Origin of the sequence: Undibacterium sp. Ji50W, from assembly GCF_049340445.1 — a bacterium.
GTDB lineage: Bacteria > Pseudomonadota > Gammaproteobacteria > Burkholderiales > Burkholderiaceae_D > Undibacterium.
The window spans coordinates 170,617-193,633 of the sequence record NZ_JBMPOX010000007.1; the positions used below are offsets into that span (position 1 = coordinate 170,617).

Sequence of the window (23,017 nt, forward strand, 5' to 3'; positions counted from 1 at the left end):
ACTTAGTCCATCTTCACTTTGCTAGGTGTTATGGATAAATGAAAAGTCTCATTCAATTTATCAAGCATCAGTTTCTTACGATATTCGACAAATTCCGCATAGTCATCCCACGTTTCACTCTTTCGTTCAGGAATAAAGTCATACGCATCCCAGTACTTACTTCCCACATCGCTATTGAAAAATGTCTTAGGATGTGTGGCACGTTTGTAGTTATTGACTTCTGCTGGCATCGGTTGGAAATTCCAAAGCACATCAACCACATCTTGATATTGGCTATCTGCACTGTCCAGATTCAGGGGAAAAATGTGATCAACCTGAGGTCTATTTGCGTGAAAGATATAGGTACGATGCGGCATCAATATTTTTGTCACGAACCAGGTCTGCCCCAATAGCTGGTGCTCATTGAGATTGCCCGTTCTACTCTTCTCTATCGCGATCTCTCGAATTTTCTCAATAGGGAATACCGCTCCCTGTTCTGCAGCTAAAACAGCTTCACGGGCGAATGCATTGACCATTGTCTGTGTATTCCAATCACACACTTGTGAGAGCAAGAAATACTGATGAATAGGCAGTAGCTCTTCTTCACTCATCGCCCTGATGCGCCACTCTTTTCCCGCTCTTTTACGAGTGGTTAAGTAACTAGCGATTGGCAATATTGCTAACCAGCGAGGAACAATAGACCCATGGTTAATGCGAAATAACCCCCAAAGATACCCCGAAAACAATTCCACCAACGGATCGCTGTCATTGATCAACACATCTTGAAACAATTGAATCTCTTTCGTGTCAATGCGCGCTTCATCTATACGAATCGTCGACTTAATCAACAAGTGAAAAAACTGAAGTATTGAGCTTGATGGAAAATCGATCCCTCCACTCTTTTCTTTAATTTTTTCGGCCAATTGCCATAACTTTTCCTCGTAGTCAGAGTGCAAAGCTTTGACTTTACTCAGAACCAGCTCAATCTGAGTCAACGCAACCCCTCCCGTATTCAACCGACGGAACACTTCATTGACCTCGTTAGAGTTATCTGCCTTTACAGAAAAATAAGCGATCGATTTATGGTTCGTATCTACAAAGATATCCCATAGCGCACTGAGGTTTTTTCTAATTCGGAGCTTTGCTGTTTTATCTTCGCCTGCCGCAGGTAAAACACGGTCTTCTAAATCAACTTTTTCTTCCTCACTACACTTCATGCACGACAGCTCAGTCATCCTCAAAAATCTTGGGCTCGCTTCTTCCTGTTCGCCGCGGAATAGAAAACCTGTTTCATCACTCTCAGCAGAAGTCGAGTCAAACAACAAATCGAAATGTAAGGTCCTTTCGTTGAAACGATGACGCAATACCGAATATAAGGTCTGTAAACGTTGCTGCCCATCGTACACCAGGGCTTTATCTGCTCCCCATAATCCGGGATCGACTTGTTTGGCATACTTGCCGGGTGCATATTCTCCTACAAACCAACGGTAAGGTACTCTCGCCGATGTCTCCCACAAAACAATGCCACCAATTGGATAGCGCTTAAGCAAGGAATCGAGCAATAGACAGACATAATCTTCGGATTCGGTACGTGCCCCCCATACGTACTGACGCTGTACTTGCGGCAAAAACCAGCCATTATTGGGGGCATTAATTCTATCCAATGCCTCTCTGACAGAAATACCTGCGTATGACATGTATATTCTTCCTCGTTGTATTAAATAGATCTATTGGGCTGATCTTACTGCTTAGTAGCCAACTCAATCGATAAAGGTGTCGGTCTTTACTTCCCCATTTACTCGTTACGCATCAATACACGAATACGCACGCCAGCTTGATAGCATATCGCCAAATATTGCCAATTGGCAATATTTACAATTACTGTAAACTCACTACTGTCTAGTGCTATAGCCAAAACTTCACTCTCCGAAATAGTTCCTTAATGCATCGGATTTTGACTCAGTAGCGCTCAGTGCGACATACACCAAGGGCTGGCAGCAAGTCGCAATTGCAGAACAAATTGTTTAGGCCTTGGACACTACTGGAATTTGATCCTCAACACTCATAGAGCAGTCCCGTGTCGTTGCTCGAAGTGCGCCCAGGCGACGCGGTAATCAGCCTCGCGATCGGCAAGTCCAAAGGGAGCAACATATTCGATGATGCGCGTCAGTGGGCCGCCGGGTAAAGTATCATCAAAAATAGTGCGTTGAATACGCGTCCCGTCGGGTAATTGTGGCTTCCCGTCCGTGGGTTGGACATTTTCCCAGCCGATGCGTTTGGTGCTGCGTTCGCCATTCGGATAGATCAAAGTATACTCACCATCTTCCTTAACTGCTTTACGCGGCAATCCTACACCGACCAAGCCTTTACTAGAAGTGAATATAATTCTGCCCTTGATGTCATACCACGTATCAAGTTCATATTGACGCATCACTGGAAACTGTACGCGATAAATCGTCAATAATTCTTTTAGAGTCAAATTCATTGCCTGAGCAGTCAGCACGTCAATCTCCACTAAAGCTTGGCGACGAGCATAGTCACTACGCAAAGCACAATGACGCTGCCACAGAGGATTGAGCTTACCAAAAAAATCCTGAGGCAATCGTGAATCACGACTGCTCCAAGCATCCTGCTGAAATTCAGGCTGCCAGCTGCTTTTCCAAAGGTCCATATATTGGTTAGAAAGTGAAGATAAGCACAATGCTCGAACGGCTAGGGCTATGTTGGCAGGAAAATGTGGCAACTGCGTCCAAACGTTATAGAGCATGGCTTTTCCTGTCGCCTTGACGAAAAAATCAGCTACCAAGCTATTAACAACTGCTGACGCTGCAGTCAAGTCTGCCATATTTCGAAACACTGCACATTGAACTGGGTGAATATTGCCAATCCCAGGAGGAAGTACGGCTCCAATAAGTGTTCTTTCACCACTTTGTGAGAGCATATTTCGGAAAAATAAACGGTAATAGCTAGTCACCCTTCTTGCTTCACTTTCGCCTGTTTCTACCCAGGTGACTCTGGGCACGCGGCGGGCATATTCGCTTGCGGAGCAGGCAAGCAGGTAATTACTCCTTGGCAAATAATCATCTGGCAGGGTTTCGAGGTCGAGTACATCGTAGTGACTGTTTAACGTGCAAACCTCACGTGGGGTTTTATTGAATGGGTTGCCGACATAGAAGTGTGGGCCGGAAAGCACGAACTCTGTCAATGACTCAACAAAGCCTTGTTCAAGGGTACTTCGGCGACGAATGGTGCCGTCTTTCTGTGCACCAGTTTCATGCCACATCTCCAACGTAGTATATTCACCTTGCAAATCACCCAATCGCCGAGGAACGCGAGCAAACTTCTCCAGCACAGAAACCAGTTCGCGACTGTGCACGGCTGGCAGGCGCGCCTGCAAGGCGGGCGTATCTGGAGCATCGTAGAGATGAGCGAAAGATTTCAGTAAATTCACATCCACTTCAATTACCCGGTTGAAGTGACCAGCAGTATTCCATCCGCCTTCATCGCGCTTGATACCCGGTATGACTCCTCCTCCAGCATGCTGCAAGCTAGCATTCACTGTGGCCGTAGAATACGTATTAGCCATGTTTCGGAACAAGGGCGAAGGTTGTGCCTTACCAAAAATATTGATACTGAACTTCATGTGATGATCAACTTCCGCAAAAAGTGACAGCTCGTTTTGGAACTGATAATGCGCACGTAGGCGCGGATACAATTCCTTCCGTAACTGCCCGCCCTTAGGGTCGTCATAAACGCCCTCAGGATGCACAAGTGCTTGTACACCAGCACCTATCCGCCACACTAGTGGTAAAAAGCATTTATACAAATTCGTTTGTTGCCCTTTGAGTAACGGATAGTTTTGTGTGGCATTCATAAATTGCGAAACACCTTCAATAGAAACACATTCACTCACATAGTCAGACCGCGCCTGAGGTATTTTCGAAAACACTTCCTCGCGCTGATCCGCCGTTTGCTTAGCACTCAGTTTACGCACTGCAAAGCGTGGATCATAATCAGAAAGCAGAGCTTGCTCATTCCATTCAATTTTTATCCAAGGCGGGTTACCCAAAATCACGTCAAATCCACCACCCCGCTTAAAAAGATCAGCAAACTCCAGTTCCCAATGCATGAAGTGTTGTTGTCCCGCGATCGTTTGCGCCACTTGCAATTGTGGTAGAGCCTCAATCAAGGCGGCAATATCGACATAACCGTAACGATCCCGCTCGGGCGTAAAATCTAAGCTTGGTTGTGCTTGAGTCTCCGGAAATAGATCATCAGCGACTTTGGTACTTAAACTCGCATTGCCCAACAAAACCGTTTCTAACACAAACCACCAAAGCTCACGATCAGGTAATTCTGCAACTTTATCCAAAGGCCAAAACCACAGGGCACACCAAAAATCCATAACTAGTTTCAAGCGACGGTAAGGACTGGCATTCTTTTGCGCCTCGCCGAGCATTTCGCGTCGATAAGTCGCATCTTTTTGTGCTGTGCTGGTAGGCGCATGGTTAGCAGCAGAATCGGGCCAAACGTGTAATTCATCATTCGTCACGGCGCGTACACGAGCAAGTTCAATGGCGTGTTGCTGCCATAGATCATCCACTGCAATGCTCAATGCTTGTACTCGTAGGATTTCTTCTTTTCTTAGTGGACCGGAGAATTCTTTACGCCATTTTTTAAATTGCTCAACCGCCGCTGGCTCTATGGTTTTGACGATTTTGTCCGTTACCATACCCATTCCTTCGGCTGGCAATAAAAAGTGCAGTACGTCAATACTGGATAGCGGTTTGCCAAACGGCACGCTGTTTGGAGCTGCGATGCGCCAGTTACGCTCTGGCATTTCACTCTCTCCTTTACCTGGGCTGAGCTGTACTGTACTAAATACCTCGCGGCGAGCGCCGATCAGAGAGTTACCATTAAATAGCTGCAATCCAAACCAGGGTACATGACTGCCTTTGAAAATAGCATTCAGCCATAGCGATACCTCGGCCAGCTCTACCGCTACTGGGTTTAAGTCAACACCAAATACATTGCTGTCGGCGATGTACATCTTAACGCGCTGCATTTCTTCGGCGTAATCTTCGTGCGGAATGGTTTGACCTAACTCTTTTTGTTTGGCCTGCAAATAGGCCTCCGCTAGCTGATTCACAGCTTCATTTAAGAAAGCGGCACTACCCATGGCAGGCTCACAGACTGTGAGCTGCAAAATTTCGTCAGCAGTTTTGCCTGGCAAAATTTCTTTGAGCGAATGCTCAACCAAGCAGCGTGTGAGCACTTCGGGCGTGTAATAGCTGGCTGATTTTTCGCGGGCGCGACCGGCTAAGCGATAGATGAAAGTGCCTTTAGCATATTTGCGCGGTTCTCCACCAAACAAGCGTTCGGCATCTGTGTATTGGCCGATGCTGCTTGCCGGTACGAAATAGGCTGCTTCTAGCGGGTCTAACACAGCGTTTTTTCTTTTATCGGAAATACTTAGTGCATCTTCATCACTGCTAGATTCATCGTTGCTATCAGCATTATCTACGCTGCCCTCTTCGCCATCATCTCGGTTTGCAATAGTTTTTTTGCCTTTGGGGTCTGAACGCACTTCGTACAAATCTTCCTCAGCGAAGAAACCACGGAAAGACAGCAGAGATTCATATACAGCACCCAATTGATTGATGCCTAGAGTTCCATAACTGATGCGACCACGACCACTACGCCGACCACCTCTACGGGACAGCGACATCAATTCGATGACACGTTGTAAGACGCTATTGCGTAGGCGTACACTGTTTAATAATTTCGTACGTGCTGGGTCAAATAAATGGCCTTGTAAAGGTGCGATGGTGAAACCATTATTGATTGGTGCATCCGATTGAAGTAAAAAATCAGTTTGTTGCCCCAAACTGTCTTTGCTGTTTTTATGAGGAAAGCCCTGCCAGATCAGGTTAAATATTTTCTTTAAGCTTTCATGAAAGTAAAAACCCTCTTGCGCTTCGGTGGTGGTGAGGGGCGTTTGCTCCAATTCACGCAGGTGTTCAATGCTATAGCCTTTGAGGTAAGCCTCAGCATCGATCGGCGCATAACCTAACTCGGGGCGCGCTTCGATATAGAACAAAAACAGTAATCGATACATGAAGCGCAAACTCTCAAGACTGAGTTGCTCGGCAAAGTCAATATCGTTACGGTCATACACTTTTTCTCGGGCGACGACGCGCTTGTACCGAACGGCTTCATTGGCAATGAGTTCAATGCATTCTCGCAATGCGTACTTGAGATCAGTCGATACTTCAAACGCATGTTTGTGGGAATTGTCATCTATGCTATCGAGCAGAGCGACCGTGCCGTCGCCAGGCAATACAGATTGGCTGCCGACCAATGCGGCAATGGCGCGGAAGTTTTTTTCATCGCGCGGGCCGAATAGCTCAGGCAGATTAAAACTTAACAGCGCCTTGCGCGCCCATTTGCTGCGCTCAATCAATATCCATTCATCATGGTGAACCAACAGCACCCACCGCGGTGGATGGTCTTCTGCAAACAGCCTCTTGCTGAGGGCATCCTCCCAGGTCTGATCCGAGTGTCTATTTTTGCCCTGTTCATTGAATACGGCGGGCGGCCACAACTCCAAAGGGCTCATGTCTAATTCATTATCACCTGCAACTGCCGCGACGATGACCAACAGTGGGAATTGTTTGGCATCGTTATACACCGCTAAAACCGGTAAGTCACCATCAGCCAACGACATGGCATGCGGATTGAGTTGATAACCGAGGGCTTCAAGCAAAGGTTGCACCAAATCAATCAACAGTGCTTCACGCTCGGAAGCTTTGCGTTCTTGTAGCAATCGTTCACGTTGGCGGAAATAGGTATTCGCGCCTGCGGCTGCACGCAGGCGCGAGACCGGGCTTTGCGACCCTTGTTCTTTCCATTGATCAAACAGGGGCTTGAGATCTTTTTCCAAAATCTCGTCAAGATAATGTTGACTATAAAATTCGTTAGCATTGGTGAGACCAGAGAGAATAAAACTCATGATTACCTTTCTTTACGCCACCAGAGCGGCAATAACGGAGAACTGAGCGCGATCGTCCAGTTCTAGCGTGTTGCGTATCCATTGCTGGTAGTTGCTAAACAAGTTGGCGGTGTATTCTTCTTTTTGTTTGCGTTTAGCGGCGTTAATTTTTTCTAAGCCCTGACTAAAGTCGAGTTCCATTTGCTGGTGGTGCTTTTGCTGCAAGCGACTGAGCTTGGCTAATTCCGCCGTCATGCGTTGACGGTTGGCTTGATCGAAGCTTTGCTTAATTGGCTTGATGTGTTCTTCAGCCGCTTTGATGACCGCACTTAAGGCATTTTGCACATAGCTAACATCTATCGGCACGCCGTCATTGGCAATTTGGTTTTTAGGGTCATCAAGCCCGGTTAACGTGAGGCATTCTTTCAGTTGTAAAACCTGAGCAACTTGGGCCGTTGCGTTTAGACGCACGCCTAGCCATTCGGTTAATACAGCTTGGCCACGTCGGTTGGGAATTTGCACCAAGACCATGACCATAGATTCGCCAGCTTGCAGTCCATTCATAGCGCTATTCTCGCTATTGACGCGCAAAACGGGGGCGCGTTGTCGACCAAACAGCGCCATCAATTTATAGTCCATCCATTGCGCAACAGGATGCAACGGCCACAAATACTGTAGCTGTGGCCAAGCATTGGTATCGCGCGCCTGCTTAATGCACGATTCGACCATTGTCGCATCGGCACTGAGCGCGAAGGTGTTATCGTTGGGCCACATTTCTTCAGCCAATTCACGTTTCAGTAATTGTGCTAAATCTTTACTGGGCTGAAAGCTGACAATGCGATGCTGCTCATCGGCAGTAACAGCGCTATATTCACGCGGTGCTTGCTGATGTAGCAGGCGCAAACCGTCACGTAAATAAGCGTAACTATCGCCAAACAAACTGGTCGATGTTTTGATGGGTGCCGGAATATTGGCATAGTAAGAGATCGCAAGGCTTGCATCGCTGAGATGATACTCTGTCGCCGCACTTACTTGCTCACTGCATTCTGCTGCTGTACTCCACAGCGCTTCAAAAGGATCGACACTGTCATCCGCAAGCAATTCTGCAAATTTTTCCGCAGCGGTATTGCCTTCAATAGCTTTGGCGACTTCAAGCGTTTCTAGGTCTTCATCGTAAAGCCCCATAAATGCTGACGGGTCACCAATATTCTTGGCTGCCTGCTGGTCTTTCTCTATCAAGATTTCAAGATAGCGTAAATCACCACGAATGCGCTCATGGCTTGGCTGCGTGAGTAAGTAGCCGATCTTGGGAGCCTTCGTTTGACCGTAGCGATCAACACGACCATTACGCTGCTGGAACACCATGAGCGACCAAGAAATATCAAAGTGAACTAACCGATGCGCTTGGTAATGCAAGTTCAAACCTTCAGACGCAACGTCAGAGGCGATAAGCAAACGTAGTGGCGAGTGAGTTTTGCCGAAGTCCTCAACAGTTTTTTGAATTTCGACATCAGGGAGTTGACCATGCAAGATGGCAACGGCGTCTGGTTTTAAACCGAGTGCGGCAGGTAGGGCTTCTTGCAAAAACTTGAGGGTCTCGACCCGTTCTGTAAAGATGACCAAGCGGTCTGAGGCTGCTTTCCCATCCCATTTCCAATGTGCATTTGTGCGCAATTGCTGTATGAGATACTGAAATTTGCTAAAGCTCTCTGGCGTAATGGCACTTACCAAAGATTCTAAGTCCCTTAAATCAGGTAAATCTGTATGGCCTTTTTCTTTGGCATCAAGCTTACGAATACGTTCGCGCAAAGTTTGCAAGCATGCTGCGGGAGAAGAAAATAAGGCTTTCTCCAAAACAGTACAGAATAACATAGCGCCATCACGCGCGCCTTTGCCTTCGTTATTGAGCTTTAACTGGGCCAGTGCATCGAAGGCGCGGTTTTCTTCCGGGCTTGCATCACAGGCCAAACGGAAAACATCGCGTTCAGGAAAATCCTGCTTCATTTGTTCGCGTACGTCTTTTTTGAATCGACGTACAAACAAATGATCCACATCTTCGCGGGTGTACTCGACTTTCTCGCCTGCAGGCAAGACCGTGGGGTCTAGCATACGCATTAAGCTGGCAAAACTCTCTTTTCTACCATTATGCGGCGTCGCCGTCAGCAGTATTAAGGCATCGGAGCGTTGCGACAATAATTCCGCCAAGCGATTACTTTGAGTTCGATTACCTTTGTAGGAAACATTATGCGCTTCGTCGATAATGATCAGATCCCACCATGCAGATTCGAGGAAATGCCGGTATTCGATATCACGTTTCAGTGTATCAACCGAAATGAGCGTGCGGTCGTAATAATTAAACGGGTTGTGGTTTGAAGGAATATCGCGACGGATTCTTTGAATCCCAGTCGAATCAAGACGCGTCAGGGGAATGGTAAAGCGATTCCAAAATTCTTGTTGGAACTGACGCATCATGCTCTTGGTAGTTACTACCAAAATACGGCGCGCTTTGCCCCGACGGATCAATTCTGCACTGAGAATACCGGCTTCAAGTGTTTTACCCAAACCTACAGTATCTGCAATTAATAGACGCGGACGCAATTGTTGTAAAACGCGATGTGCTGGTTGCAATTGAAAAGGCAAAGCGTCCATTACACCACGATGACCAATGACGATCTCGCCATCTTGCAAAGCGGCTTGCCTTAATCGAGCCTCAATAAACAAGCGTGACGCAATGAACGATGGGGACTCATCAAACACCAACTCTGTCTTAGCAGGATCGATAAGAGTGATGTCTTCTAACTGAGTGAGAAACAAAGCGTGGCGATTACGTACCGTTTCTGACACGCCTATGCATGAAAGTTGCCAACCTCCAAGTGTGCATTGATCAGCATTTTGAATAATCCATTCTTCATCACGAATAAGCGCGCGAGCGCCAGGAGCAGGAGCTTGAGTTAGTTGCATACAGAATTGTTAAATTGAAACCTCTTTAATTGCATTGATTATCTCTCAACGCTCCCTATTTATGTTGAGAAACATCGCCAATTTGCGTTCTATTTAGGAATGAGTACTACATAAGTAAAAGATTGCCAAGTCTCATATTCTGTTTTGAGTCGTTGTTCGCCATATCGCTTTTAATAACCTCAAAATCCGTTAAACAGATATCTGCCAATTGCCATCCTCACTGCGACGTCAAGAAGCTATCGCGAGTGTGTACTAAATTATAACGCTGCCCCAATAATTTAGAAGCAGATTTCAAGTCTCTCCAAGCGGCATTCTAAAAATTCTCAGTCACATATCACTGAATTGGAATCAGGCGTTGTATCTCCCTGATACCCAGTCCCCTTCCCTCTTCAGAATATTCAATAAAGGAAATCCTCATGGATCACAACATTTTCTTCTCTATCGTCAATGCCATACTCACACTAGCTACTATTATCCTTTACTACCCGCTCCTTAAAGCATCGAGCGCCGAGGCATTGCACGAAGCAATTAAAACCCGTCCAGCGTTGGCAAGAGCTGTCGCCCGCAAGAGCAATCGCAGCTATCTTAGGGTCTGTCTGTATTTCTTCCTGTCTCTGCCTGCCTACATGGCCATAGCTGTTTTTGAGTATGTCAATATGGACTTTGCTGCCTTCACACTGCTTGTCTGGTTCCTGGTATCTCTGTCCCGCATCTGGATGCTGAGGATGATGCTGAGTAAGTCCTGAATCTGCTTTTTTGACCGCTGTCCAGTAGTCCGCTCAGAGTATTTTCAGAGCTGCGTTTTTCCTCCTGGTCTTACCCCTCCCTTTTATCTTTCTTCCTTTTTTCATAGGCATTCCATGTCAGAATTCAACACGTCCCTATCAGCTATTCCAACGTCCGCGCATGTATGTCCCTGTTGTCAATCCTCACGCATCCAAATTAAAAATTACGGCAAGAAGACTGGCGGAACAGTCGGTGCTGTCGCCGGTGTCGCCGCAGGCACAGCCAGTTCGATTGGTGGCGCTGAAGTCGGCGCTTCCATTGGTGCTGCCGGTGGTCCTCTGGGTATCGCGCTTGGCATGCTGGCTGGTGCCCTCATTGGTGGTCTGATCGGTGGTGCCACCGGTTGCTCTGTCGGTGTCAAACTGGGTCAGGTGGTGGATGACCGCATTCTGGACAATTATGAATGCCAGGATTGTGGTTATCACTTCAGTGCACAAATCCAGTGAAACTACCGTTTTTACTGCCGATCTGCTTTACCCTTCGCACTACCCTTTTCTTCATATCTTTATTTAATCCCCCTCGTGCATCGTCATCATTGAGCTGAATTGCTACTGCTGTTCTGTCTCAGCAGCATGCCTGTGTACGTCTATCTATTCTCAATTTAGGAAATCTCTTATGGCACACCTCATCGAAAACATGGCTTATGTTAATGAAGTTCCATGGCATGGCCTGGGCAATCAACTGACTGCCAAGCAACCCATAGAAGTCTGGGCAAAACAGGCCGGTATGGCTTTTGAAATCAAGGAGTCTCCTGTTCGCTTCATGACGGAAAGCGCCGGTAGCCTCGGGGCTATCATGACTTTCCCGGAACAAAAGGTTCTGTATCGCTCCGATACCAAGGCTGCCCTGTCAGTCGTCTCGAATCGTTACCAGGTCGTACAGCCCCGCGAAATCCTGGAGTTCTATCGTGACCTGACTGAAGTATCCGGCTTCGAGCTGGAAACTGCCGGTGTCCTCAAAGAAGGCCGCAAAGTCTGGGCACTGGCTAAAACCAATCAGTCAGCCACCATCAAGGGTAATGACGTCGTGAAGGCTTATCTGTTGCTGGCTACTGCCTGCGATGGCAGTCTGGCGACTACGGCACAATTCACCAGTATCCGGGTGGTGTGCAATAACACCCTGGCAGTAGCTCTTAATAATAGCAGCGGTGCAGTCAAGGTGCCACACAACACGAACTTTGACGCACAGGCTGTCAAACGTCAGTTGGGTATCTCTGTCGCTTCCTGGGATGCATTTATGTATCGCATGAAAACTCTTTCCGAACGCAAAGTGAAATCGCATGAAGCCATGAATTACTTCCTGCGCGTCTTCACTGATCCCGGCAATACTGCTTCCGGCCTGACCAATGAACGTGCCATGAAAAAGGTACAGGAACTATATGACGGTCAAGGCAAAGGCGCTGAACTAAGCTCTTCCAAGGGAACAGCCTTTGGTTTGCTGAATTCTGTCACCGAATATGTCGATCACCAGAAACGTGCACGTACCACTGACCACAGGCTGGAATCAGCCTGGTTTGGTCAGGGTGCGTCTCTGAAGCAGAAAGCGCTGGATCAGGCTTTGCTGATGGTGGCCTGAGCATATCCACGTCACTGGAAGAAACAGGCTTTGACAGAAAACTGCCAAGCAAGTGCATTTCATGGCAGTTCAGCAGTACCAATAACAACAAGTGTCTTTGGGTGTTATGGGCACCAAAAACTGAAAACACCACTCACCCTGCCCGGCAGCATCCGCTTGCCGGGCTTTTTTCCTTCGGTACCTGGTCCTTCTTTATTCCTTTGTTTTTCTCTTAATCAATTCATCAAATTCAACCCGGAGCTTTTATGTCTGCCGCAGAAAAAACCGATGTACTCAAACCAAACCGGCCAGCCCTGAAGCTGGTCAAGACCAAGGAACTCAGCCGAGACGACTGGCTGACTGTGCGCAAGCAAGGCATAGGCAGTAGTGATGCTGGCACAGCCGTAGGTCTGAATCCCTATCAGTCTCCACTGGAATTGTGGATGATCAAGACTGGCCGTGATGCGGATTTACCCAAGATTGATCCCAATGATGAAACCAGTCCTACTTACTGGGGAAGCCTGCTGGAACCCATAGTCGCAGCCCACTACACGCGCCGCACCGGCAACCGGGTACGCAAGATCAATGCTGTATTACAGCATCCTGATCCAGACAAGTCCTGGATGCTGGCAAATATCGACCGGGAAGTGACTGGTGCCCCGGATGTGCAAATACTGGAATGCAAGACTGCCGGGGAATTTGGTGTGCGCTTATGGCGGGACGGTGTACCGGAATACATCGTCTGCCAGGTACAACATCAACTGGCGGTCACTGGCAAGGCAGCGGCGGATGTCTGTGTATTGGTCTGTGGGCAGGAAATCAGGATTTACCGGATTAGCCGTGATGATGAGCTGATTGCCAGGCTGATAGAACTGGAAAGGCAGTTCTGGCATTACGTGGAAACAGATACACCTCCACCGGCAGATGGCTCGGAATCAGCGGATATGGCTTTGCGCTGTCTGTATCCGCAGGATGCCGGGAATCATCTTGATCTTACTTTAGATACACAAATGTCAGCGATTTTTGCGGACCTGGTGAATCTGCGGGCGGATATCGACAGCCGGGAAGAACTGGCAGCATTACTTGCGCAGCAAATACAGCAACGTCTGGCGCAAGCGAGCACGGCCAGTTTTGATAGTGGGCGGGTCAGTTGGAAACGGGCCAAGGACAGCTTGCGTCTGGATGTGGAGAAGCTATTACAAGATCAGCCAGATTTGCTGGAGCGTTACCCTCTTGTCAGGCCAGGTAGTCGGCGGTTTTTGCTGACACCAAAGCCAGTCAGTGTAGAAGCTTGAATTACGTTGTCACTCTGTGTTGAGCGGCATAGTACGACACAGCTCTGTCCTGCACTGCGGTGCTGCTCACTCAAGTCTCTGTATCACTCTTCCCAAGCATTTCTATAAAGCATTTCCACAACCAAACAAGCAGCCTGTTTCTGTCCTTGGCAGAACAGGCTTTCTTTTTTATTTAGAGGATCACCATGATTAAAGGTTTAGCCATCACGCCTCCCATTCTGGGGCGTATTTCTATAGGCAGTGTCGTAGAGAAGAACGGCAAGCGCCTGCCAGTGAAGGAAGACTTTTTTACGATTACTTCCCAGGTACAGGGACGTAATGGCTGGGTCAATCACCCGCTGGATGAAGAATTGCGCAAGAAGGCTGATACGGACAAGCTGCGTTCGATTCCTGTACGGGTCTTGTTCAACTCACCTGAATTGAACCTGCGGGCGGAATACAGTTTGTTTGACCGGCAGACCGGGCGTCCTCTGTGTGTGGGAAATGGGGAGACTTGCAGACGGTTCACAGACTCCGGCATGCAGAATCTACCCTGCCCTTCGCCGGATAGCTGTGAGCTGGCCAAGGGTGGTGCCTGCAAGCCATATGGCCGTTTAAATGTGCAGATCGGGGATGAGGATGAACTGGGGTCATTCATCTTCAGAACAACCGGGTTTAACAGTATTCGCACCCTGGCAGCACGTCTTAGTTATTACCAGGCGGTGTCTGGCAACTTGCTGGCCTGTCTGCCGCTGGAACTGAGGCTCAGGGGTAAGAGCACGACCATGAGCCACCGGTCTGCGATTTATTACGTGGATTTAACGGTGCGGGAAGGGTTGACGCTGGAGGCGGCGATAGCTCAGGCCAGGGGGACGGATCAACGACGCAGGGAGTGTGGGTTTGATCAGGCGGCGCTGGATGGGGCTGCGCTACGGGGATTTGCCAATGGGGCCTTTGAGGAGAGTGCAGAGGAAACCTTGGAAACGCTGGAGGAATTTTATCCTGAGTCTGGCAATTCTGAATCCGCTGAGTCTACAGTCCCTGCTGTCTCTGCTGCACCAATTGACAACCCGGCTGCGGGCAAGCCGCTTGCCGCACTGGTCCGGTCAAGGCCCAGTCTGGTAGACAAGCTGGACAAGAAACTTGGTGCGCCACACTCTGCCTTGCTCATTCGGCCTTAAGCCGTGCGCCTTTATATCAATGAATGATCAATGAATTCAAGGAGAAAATGCCATGACAGACATGGGCATGACAGATTTTAGTATTGTGGATGACGCTACGCCGTTTTTTGCGCCGGTGTCATCTGACCTGATTGATGGTCTGCTGGGGCAGTACAACAGTATGCGCCAGCGTATCACCCATGTTGCAGGGATGATAGACGGGGAATTGTCGGCGGCGATGGAATACTTTCTGGATGGGAATGGCGATGAACACAACCGCTTCAAGCCCAGCGTACAGAAGCTGTTTAATCCTGCCGGTGCGATTGCGGCCTTGAATGCAGCATATTGGTCGAAGACGCTGGCAATGACGGATGTGTTGAGTGTGATGCCGCAAAAGCGTCGTGACGAATGGAACAAGACCATCAGTGAGATGACAGCCCCCGATTTCACGGATGAAGCAGTCCGTCCCACTATTGGTGATTTGCTGGCATCGCGCCAGAAGTTCTTTGCTGAGCGTGTGGAGGGGATATTCCGGGGTTTGTCCGGGGAGCATGTGACGAACTCGCCTGCGGGTTTCAGCAAACGGATGATCATTGCTTATGTCACCAGTGAGTGGAGTACCAATACAAGCAGGGCCGGGCTGATCAATGACCTGCGTGCGGTAATCGCTAAGTTCATGGGCAGGGATGAACCTAAGTGGAATGCGACCTCGGGAATTGTGAGCATGGCAAGGCAGCGTCATGGTGAGTGGCTGATCCTCGATGGTGGTGCACTGAAGCTGCGTTGTTATCTGAAGGGAACAGCACATCTGGAGGTTCATCCTGAGATGGCCTGGCGGCTGAATCAGGTGCTGCATTCTCTCTATCCCCAGGCGATTCCTGCACAGTTCCGCAAGAAGCCGGTGAAACAGGAGAAACACTATCAGTTGATGAACCGGCCTTTGCCGTTTGCTGTTATTGAGGTGTTGTCTGAGTTGCGGGCCAGCCGACACAATCCGTTGGAGTTTCAGTTCAGCTATCAGCACTGTGGCTCCTCACCTGCCAAAACGGAGGCAATCAGGGTATTGCAATATCTTGGTGGGGTCATCAATAAAAAGGGGAATGTCGAATTTGATTTTAAACTGGATGGGGTGCTGAATGAAATGATTGCCAGCGGCTGCTTGCCTGACCGGGCGACTCATCAGTTTTTTGCAACTCCGGCAGAGATGGCAAAAGATGCGGCAACTGAACTTGACATTAGCGAGGGGGACTTTTGTCTGGAGCCAAGTGCGGGCCAGGGGAATCTGGCCATGCACCTGCCAAAGGAGAGGACTCGCTGTATAGAGATCAGTAAATTACATGCGCTGATCCTGACTGAAAAAGGCTTTGATACTTTGCAGATCGATTTCCTGGAATATGCCAGGACAACGACGGAGCGCTTTGACAAGGTGCTGATGAATCCACCGTTTTCTGATGGGCGGGCGCTGGCGCATCTGGAGGCTGCGGCAAGCCTGGTCAAGCCACAGGGACGGATGGTCGCCATTCTGCCTTTGTCAATGAATGGGAAAGAGGTATTGCCGGGCTGGGATCTGGAATGGCTGCGTACCTATAACAATGAATTTGCAGGGACCGGCGTTTCGGTTGTTATGTTGAGGGCTTGCCGGGTATAGTTTTTTCCATCTTGCACAAGGAATAAGTCTGCATATTACTCGGGTCGCAGCATGTCCCATACTTCCAAGCCAACGGCATCTGCCAATTTTTCCATATTATCGATGGAAATGTTGCGCTCACCTCTTTCGACCTGACCAATGTAAGTCCGATGGAGTCCTGCTTTTTCAGCCAAAACTTCTTGCGATAAGGTCAATATTTCGCGTGCATGACGAAGCCTCACACCAAAACGAATCTTGGCGGGTTCTCTGGCAGGCAACTTTTTGTCTTTGGTCTTCACAGGCCAAAGGTTGCTTTTTAGATGACTTTAAGTCTACAGAGTTTAAGTAGCACATGATATTATTTCAATCCAGAATACCAATAACTTTTGATCTACTGAATGGACACCCTTTATGAACTCAAAATTCAATTTAGTCTTTGCAATCTGTTCCGCGATTTTCTTTCTATCCGGGTGCGCACCCAAAATAGACGGCAAAAATGGCGACACGTTTATGGACTCGCTGAAGCATATGCATTCAAAACTCCCCCCAGAAGAAAGTAAGCAGTTGAGCTGGGACGTTGCCAATATCTCTACCTATGCAATGACTCACAATGATTCCTCTTTTAAGGAATTTGACGGCAAAACTGCCAAAGACCTTCATGCAAGAGCTGAAGAAATTCTGCGGGAAAAAGCACAAATAGAGGCTCAAAAAGAAGCCGAGCGGTTAGCTGCAAAGAAAATCGGTGAGCAAGCTGCAGCCAAAGAAAAGGCGATTGTTGACGCATTTTCCGGGGCGATCACAAATGCAACAATGGTGAGAAGAAAAGCAGACGCTGCTTCATTTCCTGTAGATGAGATCGCATTGGGAATTGATGTTAAAAACGGCACGCAATACCCTGTAGCACGTTTTCACTACACCCTTTCCCTCATCTACGGAGATGGATTAAAGGCAACACCTGATCCAGCAACCTACACCTTCGACACACCACTATTGCGCGGTGAATCAAAGCATATAGTCATCAAAAATAAGCCACGAGGCAACATCGATGACACTACAGATATTTTCCTTTCATACAGGGTGGTAGATCTTCTGTCGCGAGATTTGCGGAACTTAATGTATGCCGAAGAAAAGAACTTTTCAGCCGAACTACAAATAACGGCCATTGAAACGAGCGCTGGTGACTATTTCACTATCAACAAACCTTATTGAAAACGCCAGCTTCACGACGCTTTCCAGAGGATTCATTTCCGTGCCTATTAAATTCAAGTACATATCACTCAAATGGAATCAGAAATTCTACCTATCTGATCCCTAGTCAATCCTCTCTTCTTGTCAAACCTTCAAACCAAGGAAATCCTCATGGATCACAATATCTTCTTTTCACTTATCAATGCTGTACTCACCATAGCCGCTGTAATCCTTTACCACCCGCTCCTTAAAGCATCGAGCTCCGAGGCATTGCAAGAAGTAATCAAGTCGCGCCCAGTGCTGGCAAGAGCCGTTGCCCGCAAGAGCAACCGCAGCTATTTCAGGGTCTGTCTGTATTTCCTCCTTTCTCTGCCAGCCTACATGGCCATTGCTGTTTTTGAGTATGTCAATATGGACTTTGCGGCCCTTGTCTTGTTTGTTTGGTTCTTGGTATCCCTATCCCGCGTGTGGAAGCTGAGGTTGCTGCTGGGCAAGCCCTGAGTTCGTTTTACCCGTCAAGCAATTCGCTCAATTCTATTTAAACAATTAAGGAATTCTCATATGAAAAAAATCTTCATCATCGCCACTCTGGCTATTCTCTCTGCTGCAAACGGTTATGCAGCCGAGGGTAGATGGACGGAAGGAGGCGGCCAAGGAAACTTGGAATATTTCATCGACTATCAGGGTACCAGGCTCTACATCGGTTGCCCGACCAAGGAAGGCAGCGCAGATGCCGCTTCATCTGTCACGGCAGAGCGCATTAGCGATGGCATGAAATACAAACAATTTACCGTGAGCGTCAATGGCATCAGTTACGACGGCCCTTTTGATGCGGATAGCAGAGTGGGGACGCAGAATTTCTTATCGTTGCTTGCAGGCTTGCGCAAGGCGGACGCAGTAGTCAAGGCAGGAAGTAAAACCGTGACCTTTCCCAAGAGCAATGCTGCGAAAGTTTTGCCTGTTTATGGGAAAGGATTTAGCTGTAATTTGATGTGATACCAGCAGCTTATATTGGGTCGCACCTCAAGTCATGAACAATGACTTGAGGTTTCCTCCAGTGACATCTCTTTCCGTCAGCCTATAGGAATTATCCTGAATGAGAGTTTTTTAATGTTACCAAATCAAACTCTTGGTGTATTGATTAACAATTACTTAAAATACGTGACTGAATGCAGAAAACCAATGAAACGAATCACCAAACGGATATAGCGGCTAAAAGCTTACTGATGACGAAACCACCGCAGAAAAATAGGAGCGCCTGAATTGACATCCTCACTCATCTGGCGTCTGACATTAGCTGCCAATCTGGCCATGGTCTTTGTGAGCCTGTCCAGCATCTTTTGGGGTGTCTTGCCCTTCTTTGGTGCTGTGGGCAGTGCAACCTCCCTGGCTGCTTGTGTTGGGATGGTTTACTTTAAATCGAAAATTCTAAGTGAAGACCTGACAACAGATTCTGAGGACGTGGTACACAGCAGGAGAAGGAATGATACTTCACAAGGTTGATGTTTATTTTTGCTAGCTGTGACTACAAATTGACATATTCCTGACGTGGCATGGACCATTCCTGCTGACAAGCATAGCAACGGATGTGAAGACCTGACTGCGTTTCTAGGAAATATCCTTCTGCCATACGGTCTTTTGATGTGGTGGCCCGCCAGGCGTGACCACAAGAACAAGTGAAGTGAGCGGCAAGTAACCCGCCCTTTTTTGTGTCTGCGCACCAGATACAGGGGAATGGACTGCGTAACTCCATTTAGGATCATCGATTTTCAACGACATGAATTTCCATCTTTAAAAAGAATCAGCAACTACCATAGTTCAAGCATCTATGGTTCAATTACACAGTAATAGCTAGGCTATTTACCCTTGGAACTGCGCTCCTTTTACAGTTATTTTTTCACTGTCGGAGTTTAGAATAACCACCCAATTATTGGGCGAATCTACAAAGACTTGATGCAAAACAGTCTCAAATTTTTCTCTTGAGGAGGACATATTATCCAAGGAAAGATCAGCCAATGTGCCAGCTAAGTAGTCTGGTAGACGAATAAGTTCATCAAAGCGATACTTACCGACTTTATCTGGAATTTCAAAAGTGATTTCTGGAACCTGATGAGCTGCGGTTCCATCTATATTCGCGACAGATTCGGAGGCCTTTGACCGCATAAGTATGAAATACAGATACGCCAAATCATACACAACAGTTTCACTGTGTTCAATCAGCTTATCCCTGTCAGAAATCCATCTAAGGTAACTAGCCTGAGTTGCGCCGGTGATTAGAAAAAATAGCGTCGCAGCAAATGCAGACGTCAAATGAATTTGTCGAGCTAAACGGTCGTTTGGCTGCTTTCTCGCCAAGTTTCTTTCGAACAATGCTAGACGCTTTAGAACGTCATCAAAATATTCTGGTGCGACCGATTTACTGACAGGGGTGTTCGTTTTGAGTGCTTGTACGAATTCACGTGCGTCTGGGATGAAGCTAGCCATATCCTCAGCGCGTAAATAGTCACGTAAAAGTTGCGACTGTCTGTTGATAACAAACGAAACACTAAACGTAACAGGCATCGGGCAAGTCAGATATTGAATAAGTCCAACTGGAACTTCATTTACCTTTTTTAGATCGCGTGGTGCCACAGCAGTAATGTACTCGCAAATATTTGCCGTCGAGTCATGATTCGCAATAGCCACAAAAGAGAATACGTCATTCGGCTTGCCTTCGTCGCCGATGCAATAGTCTGATACAACTGTCCACGGCATTCCTGCTGGATAAGCAGAAAACCATTGCCCCATTTTAAGATGAATAGTCTTGGTCGCGTCAATGAGTGGATGGAGTAAGTCAATCATAGTCTTCTTGCGCTTGTATCGCACTTGGCGCTGTGTGCTGACAAACAAATCGATAAGCAGTCGTAATGGGATATGTAACTGGCTATTTGAAAATTTGCATGTACAGATAATTTTAATTTATTACCGCTTACAAAACCTGCTTATGCATCCGCATAGTATTCTCTCGGTTGATTAGCGAGCCAGATTAAAGCGTCAAGTTCAGCGAGATTTCTTGCAGCACAGGATTGAGACTGCCGCAACGCAGAGCGCAACTTTATGGCCAAATCGATGTATTTCGCTCCTTCGGAAGCACCTCTTGGGGGAGTAAAGCTTGTCTGTTTGAGCCAATCTCTAACAGGCTCGTTCAGAACCGGGAATTCGGCAGGGAAAAATTGACAAAGCATCTCTGAAAATAAGGCGCTTCTCGTGGGAATTCTTTTCTCAGCGAGCCTATCAATCTCTCGACTCACAGTATCATCTCGTTCGAAAGGGTCACAGTTGAGCACTGCAACGACACTGCGCGCCAGTTCCACGAAATTGCTTGAACGTCCGCTACGCTCCCAACCTGCTCCCTGGAACCGGCTGCCACTCTCGCCGGATTCCCACAGGTTGTTTAAGGCAGTGTAGAATCGTCTACCCGTCTCTTCTGACCACTGCAGTCGAGCAGTTTTTCTGAAAAGACTTTCTAGATCATCACGATTTTTCTTGAAGACTTTCATCCGTTTTCTGCGGTGGTTAAGATGTCTTTCCAAGCTGCCTTTATCGGTAATGTCAGGAAGCACCAATTCGAATAAAGGTGTGTCCGCAAACAGCGATGAATGATCAGGTCTCTTCGGCGGAGTGGCTTCAACATACTTCTGTAGCCAAGATTCCGACACAACAACGGACTTTTCAGAGAGTATGGCGACCCAATTTTTAACTACCTTGAAACTCTCTTCGCTAATTTCAGAGAAACTATTGACTTCGCAATTGGACTCAAAGGCAGCTTTGGATAAATTTGACGACCCCACCAATGCAAAACACGTGCCGTCAACCTCTTTCCAAAATACAGCTTTAGGATGAAATCCTGTTACCTGATCGGCTACCAAAAACTGTGCTCGTCTCTCATTTGGCAGCCATTTCATCACATCAATACACGCCTTCTTGCGCGTGATACCAAAGTCTTTGCCAACGATCAGTCGGAAATTCTTACATTGCTCACCCAACGGACTTTTGACGTCCCAATTGGTCAAATAAGCACTGACGATGTACAACTCCTTCGAATGCTTAAACGCACGTTGGTATATCCCAGTTAAGGCACCAACACCTCGGTCCGGTATGAATATTAATTCCAAAATTGCTCCTCAGATTTAAATTTTAAAAAAGATATTCACTTCTCGTCTTGAGTACCTTGCAATGTATCGCCATTATTGTTCCCCATTTACTTTGCTTATGTTAGATCTGCATCATATCGCACAAAAAGAATACCTTGCTCGGACAATAGTTCTGCATATTTTTCATCAGGTGCAACGACGATGACATGGCGCACTGATTCACGATAGAGATTCAGTTGACGCATCAATTCCCCAAGTGTCGGAAGTTCAGTCTTCACTTCCACCAGGATTTGAAACCGCATTGTCTCCACCCACCATTCCTTTTTACGAGGACGTTCTGATTCAATCGTGCCAAGCACATGTGCCTCGCAATGCAGTAACAGATCCCCATATCCCAGAATCGGGTTGTATCGACTCGCGCCTTCAGATCGCCCTCGCAGAACAGCTTCCAGTTCGCGCTTGGACACTAACGTGGGGCACTTGGGAGGAGGCATTCCTAGCTCTGGATTTCTCTCTAACAGCGCATGTGGCCAGTCAGGAAGCAAGTCGATGCCACGCTCATTAAAATGGTCCGCGTATGTCGTAACGTACTGGCGCGCCAACATCTCAGCATGCTTGTGAGCCCACAAGGTAATGGTATCGTGGTTCGGCTTGCTCACTTCGCTATCCCACAGCCCTAACTGGGGCAATTTTTCTCTTGCACTTGCCATTGGTATTTTTTCCTAACAGTTATTCACTTTGGATGTTGCTGATAAGTGGATTCCCTAACAGACAGATATCACCGGAACAGCCACTGTTGAAAGAGAATACAGCTATAAAATTAATTGAAAAAAGTGAGCATCAATTTCATTGACCGCGCTGTTCATTTCGCTTACGCAAACCAGTCTCAATGTAGCCTTTGAGATTAGAGCCTTTACCACTCACCTGGCTGCGAGAGAACTCACTAAAGTTAGCTCTCGCATCGTTCAGGTTTACTTCATAACTTTCATCTGAGTTATACCCCATCGACATTAATGCCTGAATTTCCATCACTTTTTCATCAGTAAGCAATTCGATAAAGTTGACAATACTATTAAATGCGTCTTGCGCATTACGTTCCATTCCAGGTCGTACAGTGACTTCACCACCGACTGCGGTTTGATACATTGAATCCAGGATGTCACACAGCCGAAATAGTTGACCAAATTTTGCACCTGTAACGTTGCTTGAGTTCATCGACATTACCATATTGTTAATTAAAAATACAATCTGGGAATGAATTTCTGAATTTCAATATGTTTGCTTCTTTTCTATATCAGTTTTCAATATAGTTGTTCTGTTGAAGAGCAATATCTTTCTTAAAATCAATCTCTGACCTTGTGTTA

The 23,017-nt window shown here is 47.3% G+C and carries 18 protein-coding genes; 10 read left to right on the forward strand and 8 right to left on the reverse strand.

Annotation, left to right across the window (positions count from 1 at the left end):
- Positions 1-2 precede the first annotated feature (2 nt).
- The 3 genes from ACO0K9_RS13040 to ACO0K9_RS13050 all read right to left on the reverse strand — a co-directional run bounded on the left by ACO0K9_RS13040 (position 3) and on the right by ACO0K9_RS13050 (position 9,931).
- Positions 3-1,676 (reverse strand): DUF262 domain-containing protein, encoded by a 1,674-nt coding sequence (locus ACO0K9_RS13040; RefSeq protein WP_422985522.1) that lies wholly within the window; start codon positions 1,674-1,676, stop codon positions 3-5.
- 365 nt (positions 1,677-2,041) lie between these two features.
- Positions 2,042-6,991: an Eco57I restriction-modification methylase domain-containing protein gene (locus tag ACO0K9_RS13045; RefSeq protein WP_422985524.1), complete on the reverse strand. Its 4,950-nt coding sequence runs from the start codon at positions 6,989-6,991 to the stop codon at positions 2,042-2,044.
- 12 nt (positions 6,992-7,003) lie between these two features.
- Complete coding sequence (locus ACO0K9_RS13050) at positions 7,004-9,931, reverse strand: DEAD/DEAH box helicase (RefSeq protein ID WP_422985526.1); 2,928 nt, start codon at positions 9,929-9,931, stop codon at positions 7,004-7,006.
- Between the two features lie 416 nt (positions 9,932-10,347).
- Between ACO0K9_RS13050 and ACO0K9_RS13055 the strand changes: the two genes are divergently transcribed.
- From ACO0K9_RS13055 to ACO0K9_RS13080, 6 genes are all read left to right on the forward strand, one after another.
- A complete protein-coding gene (locus ACO0K9_RS13055) occupies positions 10,348-10,677 on the forward strand; it encodes a hypothetical protein (RefSeq protein ID WP_422985528.1) in 330 nt (109 codons plus the stop codon).
- Positions 10,678-10,791: 114 nt separating this feature from the next.
- Positions 10,792-11,163, forward strand: a complete 372-nt coding sequence (locus ACO0K9_RS13060; protein WP_422985530.1) for a hypothetical protein — start codon at positions 10,792-10,794, stop codon at positions 11,161-11,163.
- A 169-nt stretch (positions 11,164-11,332) separates the two neighbouring features.
- Complete coding sequence (locus ACO0K9_RS13065) at positions 11,333-12,292, forward strand: DUF932 domain-containing protein (protein WP_422985532.1); 960 nt, start codon at positions 11,333-11,335, stop codon at positions 12,290-12,292.
- A gap of 245 nt (positions 12,293-12,537) precedes the next feature.
- Positions 12,538-13,566: a YqaJ viral recombinase family protein gene (locus ACO0K9_RS13070; RefSeq protein ID WP_422985534.1), complete on the forward strand. Its 1,029-nt coding sequence runs from the start codon at positions 12,538-12,540 to the stop codon at positions 13,564-13,566.
- A gap of 185 nt (positions 13,567-13,751) precedes the next feature.
- The gene (locus ACO0K9_RS13075; RefSeq protein WP_422985536.1) at positions 13,752-14,726 is read left to right on the forward strand and encodes a hydrolase or metal-binding protein; all 975 of its coding nucleotides are present in this window, start codon (positions 13,752-13,754) and stop codon (positions 14,724-14,726) included.
- A 52-nt stretch (positions 14,727-14,778) separates the two neighbouring features.
- The gene (locus tag ACO0K9_RS13080) at positions 14,779-16,353 is read left to right on the forward strand and encodes a DUF4942 domain-containing protein (protein WP_422985538.1); all 1,575 of its coding nucleotides are present in this window, start codon (positions 14,779-14,781) and stop codon (positions 16,351-16,353) included.
- A gap of 35 nt (positions 16,354-16,388) precedes the next feature.
- Here the strand turns inward: ACO0K9_RS13080 and ACO0K9_RS13085 are convergent, their stop codons facing one another.
- Positions 16,389-16,631 carry a helix-turn-helix domain-containing protein gene (locus tag ACO0K9_RS13085; protein ID WP_422638488.1) on the reverse strand — a complete coding sequence of 81 codons (243 nt, stop codon included), beginning with the start codon at positions 16,629-16,631 and terminating at the stop codon, positions 16,389-16,391.
- A gap of 112 nt (positions 16,632-16,743) precedes the next feature.
- Here ACO0K9_RS13085 and ACO0K9_RS13090 point away from each other — a divergent pair, with 112 nt between their 5' ends.
- The 4 genes from ACO0K9_RS13090 to ACO0K9_RS13105 all read left to right on the forward strand — a co-directional run bounded on the left by ACO0K9_RS13090 (position 16,744) and on the right by ACO0K9_RS13105 (position 19,023).
- On the forward strand, positions 16,744-17,541 hold the full coding sequence (locus ACO0K9_RS13090; protein ID WP_422985541.1) for a hypothetical protein: 798 nt from the start codon (positions 16,744-16,746) through the stop codon (positions 17,539-17,541).
- Between the two features lie 150 nt (positions 17,542-17,691).
- Positions 17,692-18,021: a hypothetical protein gene (locus tag ACO0K9_RS13095; RefSeq protein ID WP_422985542.1), complete on the forward strand. Its 330-nt coding sequence runs from the start codon at positions 17,692-17,694 to the stop codon at positions 18,019-18,021.
- A 60-nt stretch (positions 18,022-18,081) separates the two neighbouring features.
- Positions 18,082-18,516 carry a hypothetical protein gene (locus ACO0K9_RS13100; protein ID WP_422985543.1) on the forward strand — a complete coding sequence of 145 codons (435 nt, stop codon included), beginning with the start codon at positions 18,082-18,084 and terminating at the stop codon, positions 18,514-18,516.
- 267 nt (positions 18,517-18,783) lie between these two features.
- Positions 18,784-19,023, forward strand: coding sequence for a hypothetical protein (locus ACO0K9_RS13105; protein ID WP_422985545.1), 240 nt, complete (start codon positions 18,784-18,786; stop codon positions 19,021-19,023).
- A 357-nt stretch (positions 19,024-19,380) separates the two neighbouring features.
- Here ACO0K9_RS13105 and ACO0K9_RS13110 read toward each other — a convergent pair whose 3' ends face one another.
- The 4 genes from ACO0K9_RS13110 to ACO0K9_RS13125 all read right to left on the reverse strand — a co-directional run bounded on the left by ACO0K9_RS13110 (position 19,381) and on the right by ACO0K9_RS13125 (position 22,868).
- Positions 19,381-20,361, reverse strand: a complete 981-nt coding sequence (locus ACO0K9_RS13110; RefSeq protein WP_422985547.1) for a hypothetical protein — start codon at positions 20,359-20,361, stop codon at positions 19,381-19,383.
- A gap of 140 nt (positions 20,362-20,501) precedes the next feature.
- A complete protein-coding gene (locus ACO0K9_RS13115) occupies positions 20,502-21,674 on the reverse strand; it encodes a restriction endonuclease PLD domain-containing protein (protein ID WP_422985549.1) in 1,173 nt (390 codons plus the stop codon).
- Positions 21,675-21,769: 95 nt separating this feature from the next.
- A complete protein-coding gene (locus ACO0K9_RS13120; RefSeq protein WP_422985551.1) occupies positions 21,770-22,363 on the reverse strand; it encodes a hypothetical protein in 594 nt (197 codons plus the stop codon).
- Positions 22,364-22,499: 136 nt separating this feature from the next.
- The gene (locus ACO0K9_RS13125) at positions 22,500-22,868 is read right to left on the reverse strand and encodes a hypothetical protein (protein ID WP_422985553.1); all 369 of its coding nucleotides are present in this window, start codon (positions 22,866-22,868) and stop codon (positions 22,500-22,502) included.
- Between the last annotated feature and the right edge of the window lie 149 nt (positions 22,869-23,017).

Excerpts from the sequence above, each read along its gene's own strand:
- ACO0K9_RS13040 (WP_422985522.1), bottom strand. The coding sequence starts at position 1,676 with ATGTCATACGCAGGTATTTCTGTCAGAGAGGCATTGGATAGAATTAAT.
- ACO0K9_RS13045 (WP_422985524.1), bottom strand. The coding sequence starts at position 6,991 with ATGAGTTTTATTCTCTCTGGTCTCACCAATGCTAACGAATTTTATAGT.
- ACO0K9_RS13050 (WP_422985526.1), bottom strand. The coding sequence starts at position 9,931 with ATGCAACTAACTCAAGCTCCTGCTCCTGGCGCTCGCGCGCTTATTCGT.
- ACO0K9_RS13055 (WP_422985528.1), top strand. The coding sequence starts at position 10,348 with ATGGATCACAACATTTTCTTCTCTATCGTCAATGCCATACTCACACTA.
- ACO0K9_RS13060 (WP_422985530.1), top strand. The coding sequence starts at position 10,792 with ATGTCAGAATTCAACACGTCCCTATCAGCTATTCCAACGTCCGCGCAT.
- ACO0K9_RS13065 (WP_422985532.1), top strand. The coding sequence starts at position 11,333 with ATGGCACACCTCATCGAAAACATGGCTTATGTTAATGAAGTTCCATGG.
- ACO0K9_RS13070 (WP_422985534.1), top strand. The coding sequence starts at position 12,538 with ATGTCTGCCGCAGAAAAAACCGATGTACTCAAACCAAACCGGCCAGCC.
- ACO0K9_RS13075 (WP_422985536.1), top strand. The coding sequence starts at position 13,752 with ATGATTAAAGGTTTAGCCATCACGCCTCCCATTCTGGGGCGTATTTCT.
- ACO0K9_RS13080 (WP_422985538.1), top strand. The coding sequence starts at position 14,779 with ATGACAGACATGGGCATGACAGATTTTAGTATTGTGGATGACGCTACG.
- ACO0K9_RS13090 (WP_422985541.1), top strand. The coding sequence starts at position 16,744 with ATGAACTCAAAATTCAATTTAGTCTTTGCAATCTGTTCCGCGATTTTC.
- ACO0K9_RS13095 (WP_422985542.1), top strand. The coding sequence starts at position 17,692 with ATGGATCACAATATCTTCTTTTCACTTATCAATGCTGTACTCACCATA.
- ACO0K9_RS13100 (WP_422985543.1), top strand. The coding sequence starts at position 18,082 with ATGAAAAAAATCTTCATCATCGCCACTCTGGCTATTCTCTCTGCTGCA.
- ACO0K9_RS13110 (WP_422985547.1), bottom strand. The coding sequence starts at position 20,361 with ATGATTGACTTACTCCATCCACTCATTGACGCGACCAAGACTATTCAT.
- ACO0K9_RS13120 (WP_422985551.1), bottom strand. The coding sequence starts at position 22,363 with ATGGCAAGTGCAAGAGAAAAATTGCCCCAGTTAGGGCTGTGGGATAGC.
- ACO0K9_RS13125 (WP_422985553.1), bottom strand. The coding sequence starts at position 22,868 with ATGAACTCAAGCAACGTTACAGGTGCAAAATTTGGTCAACTATTTCGG.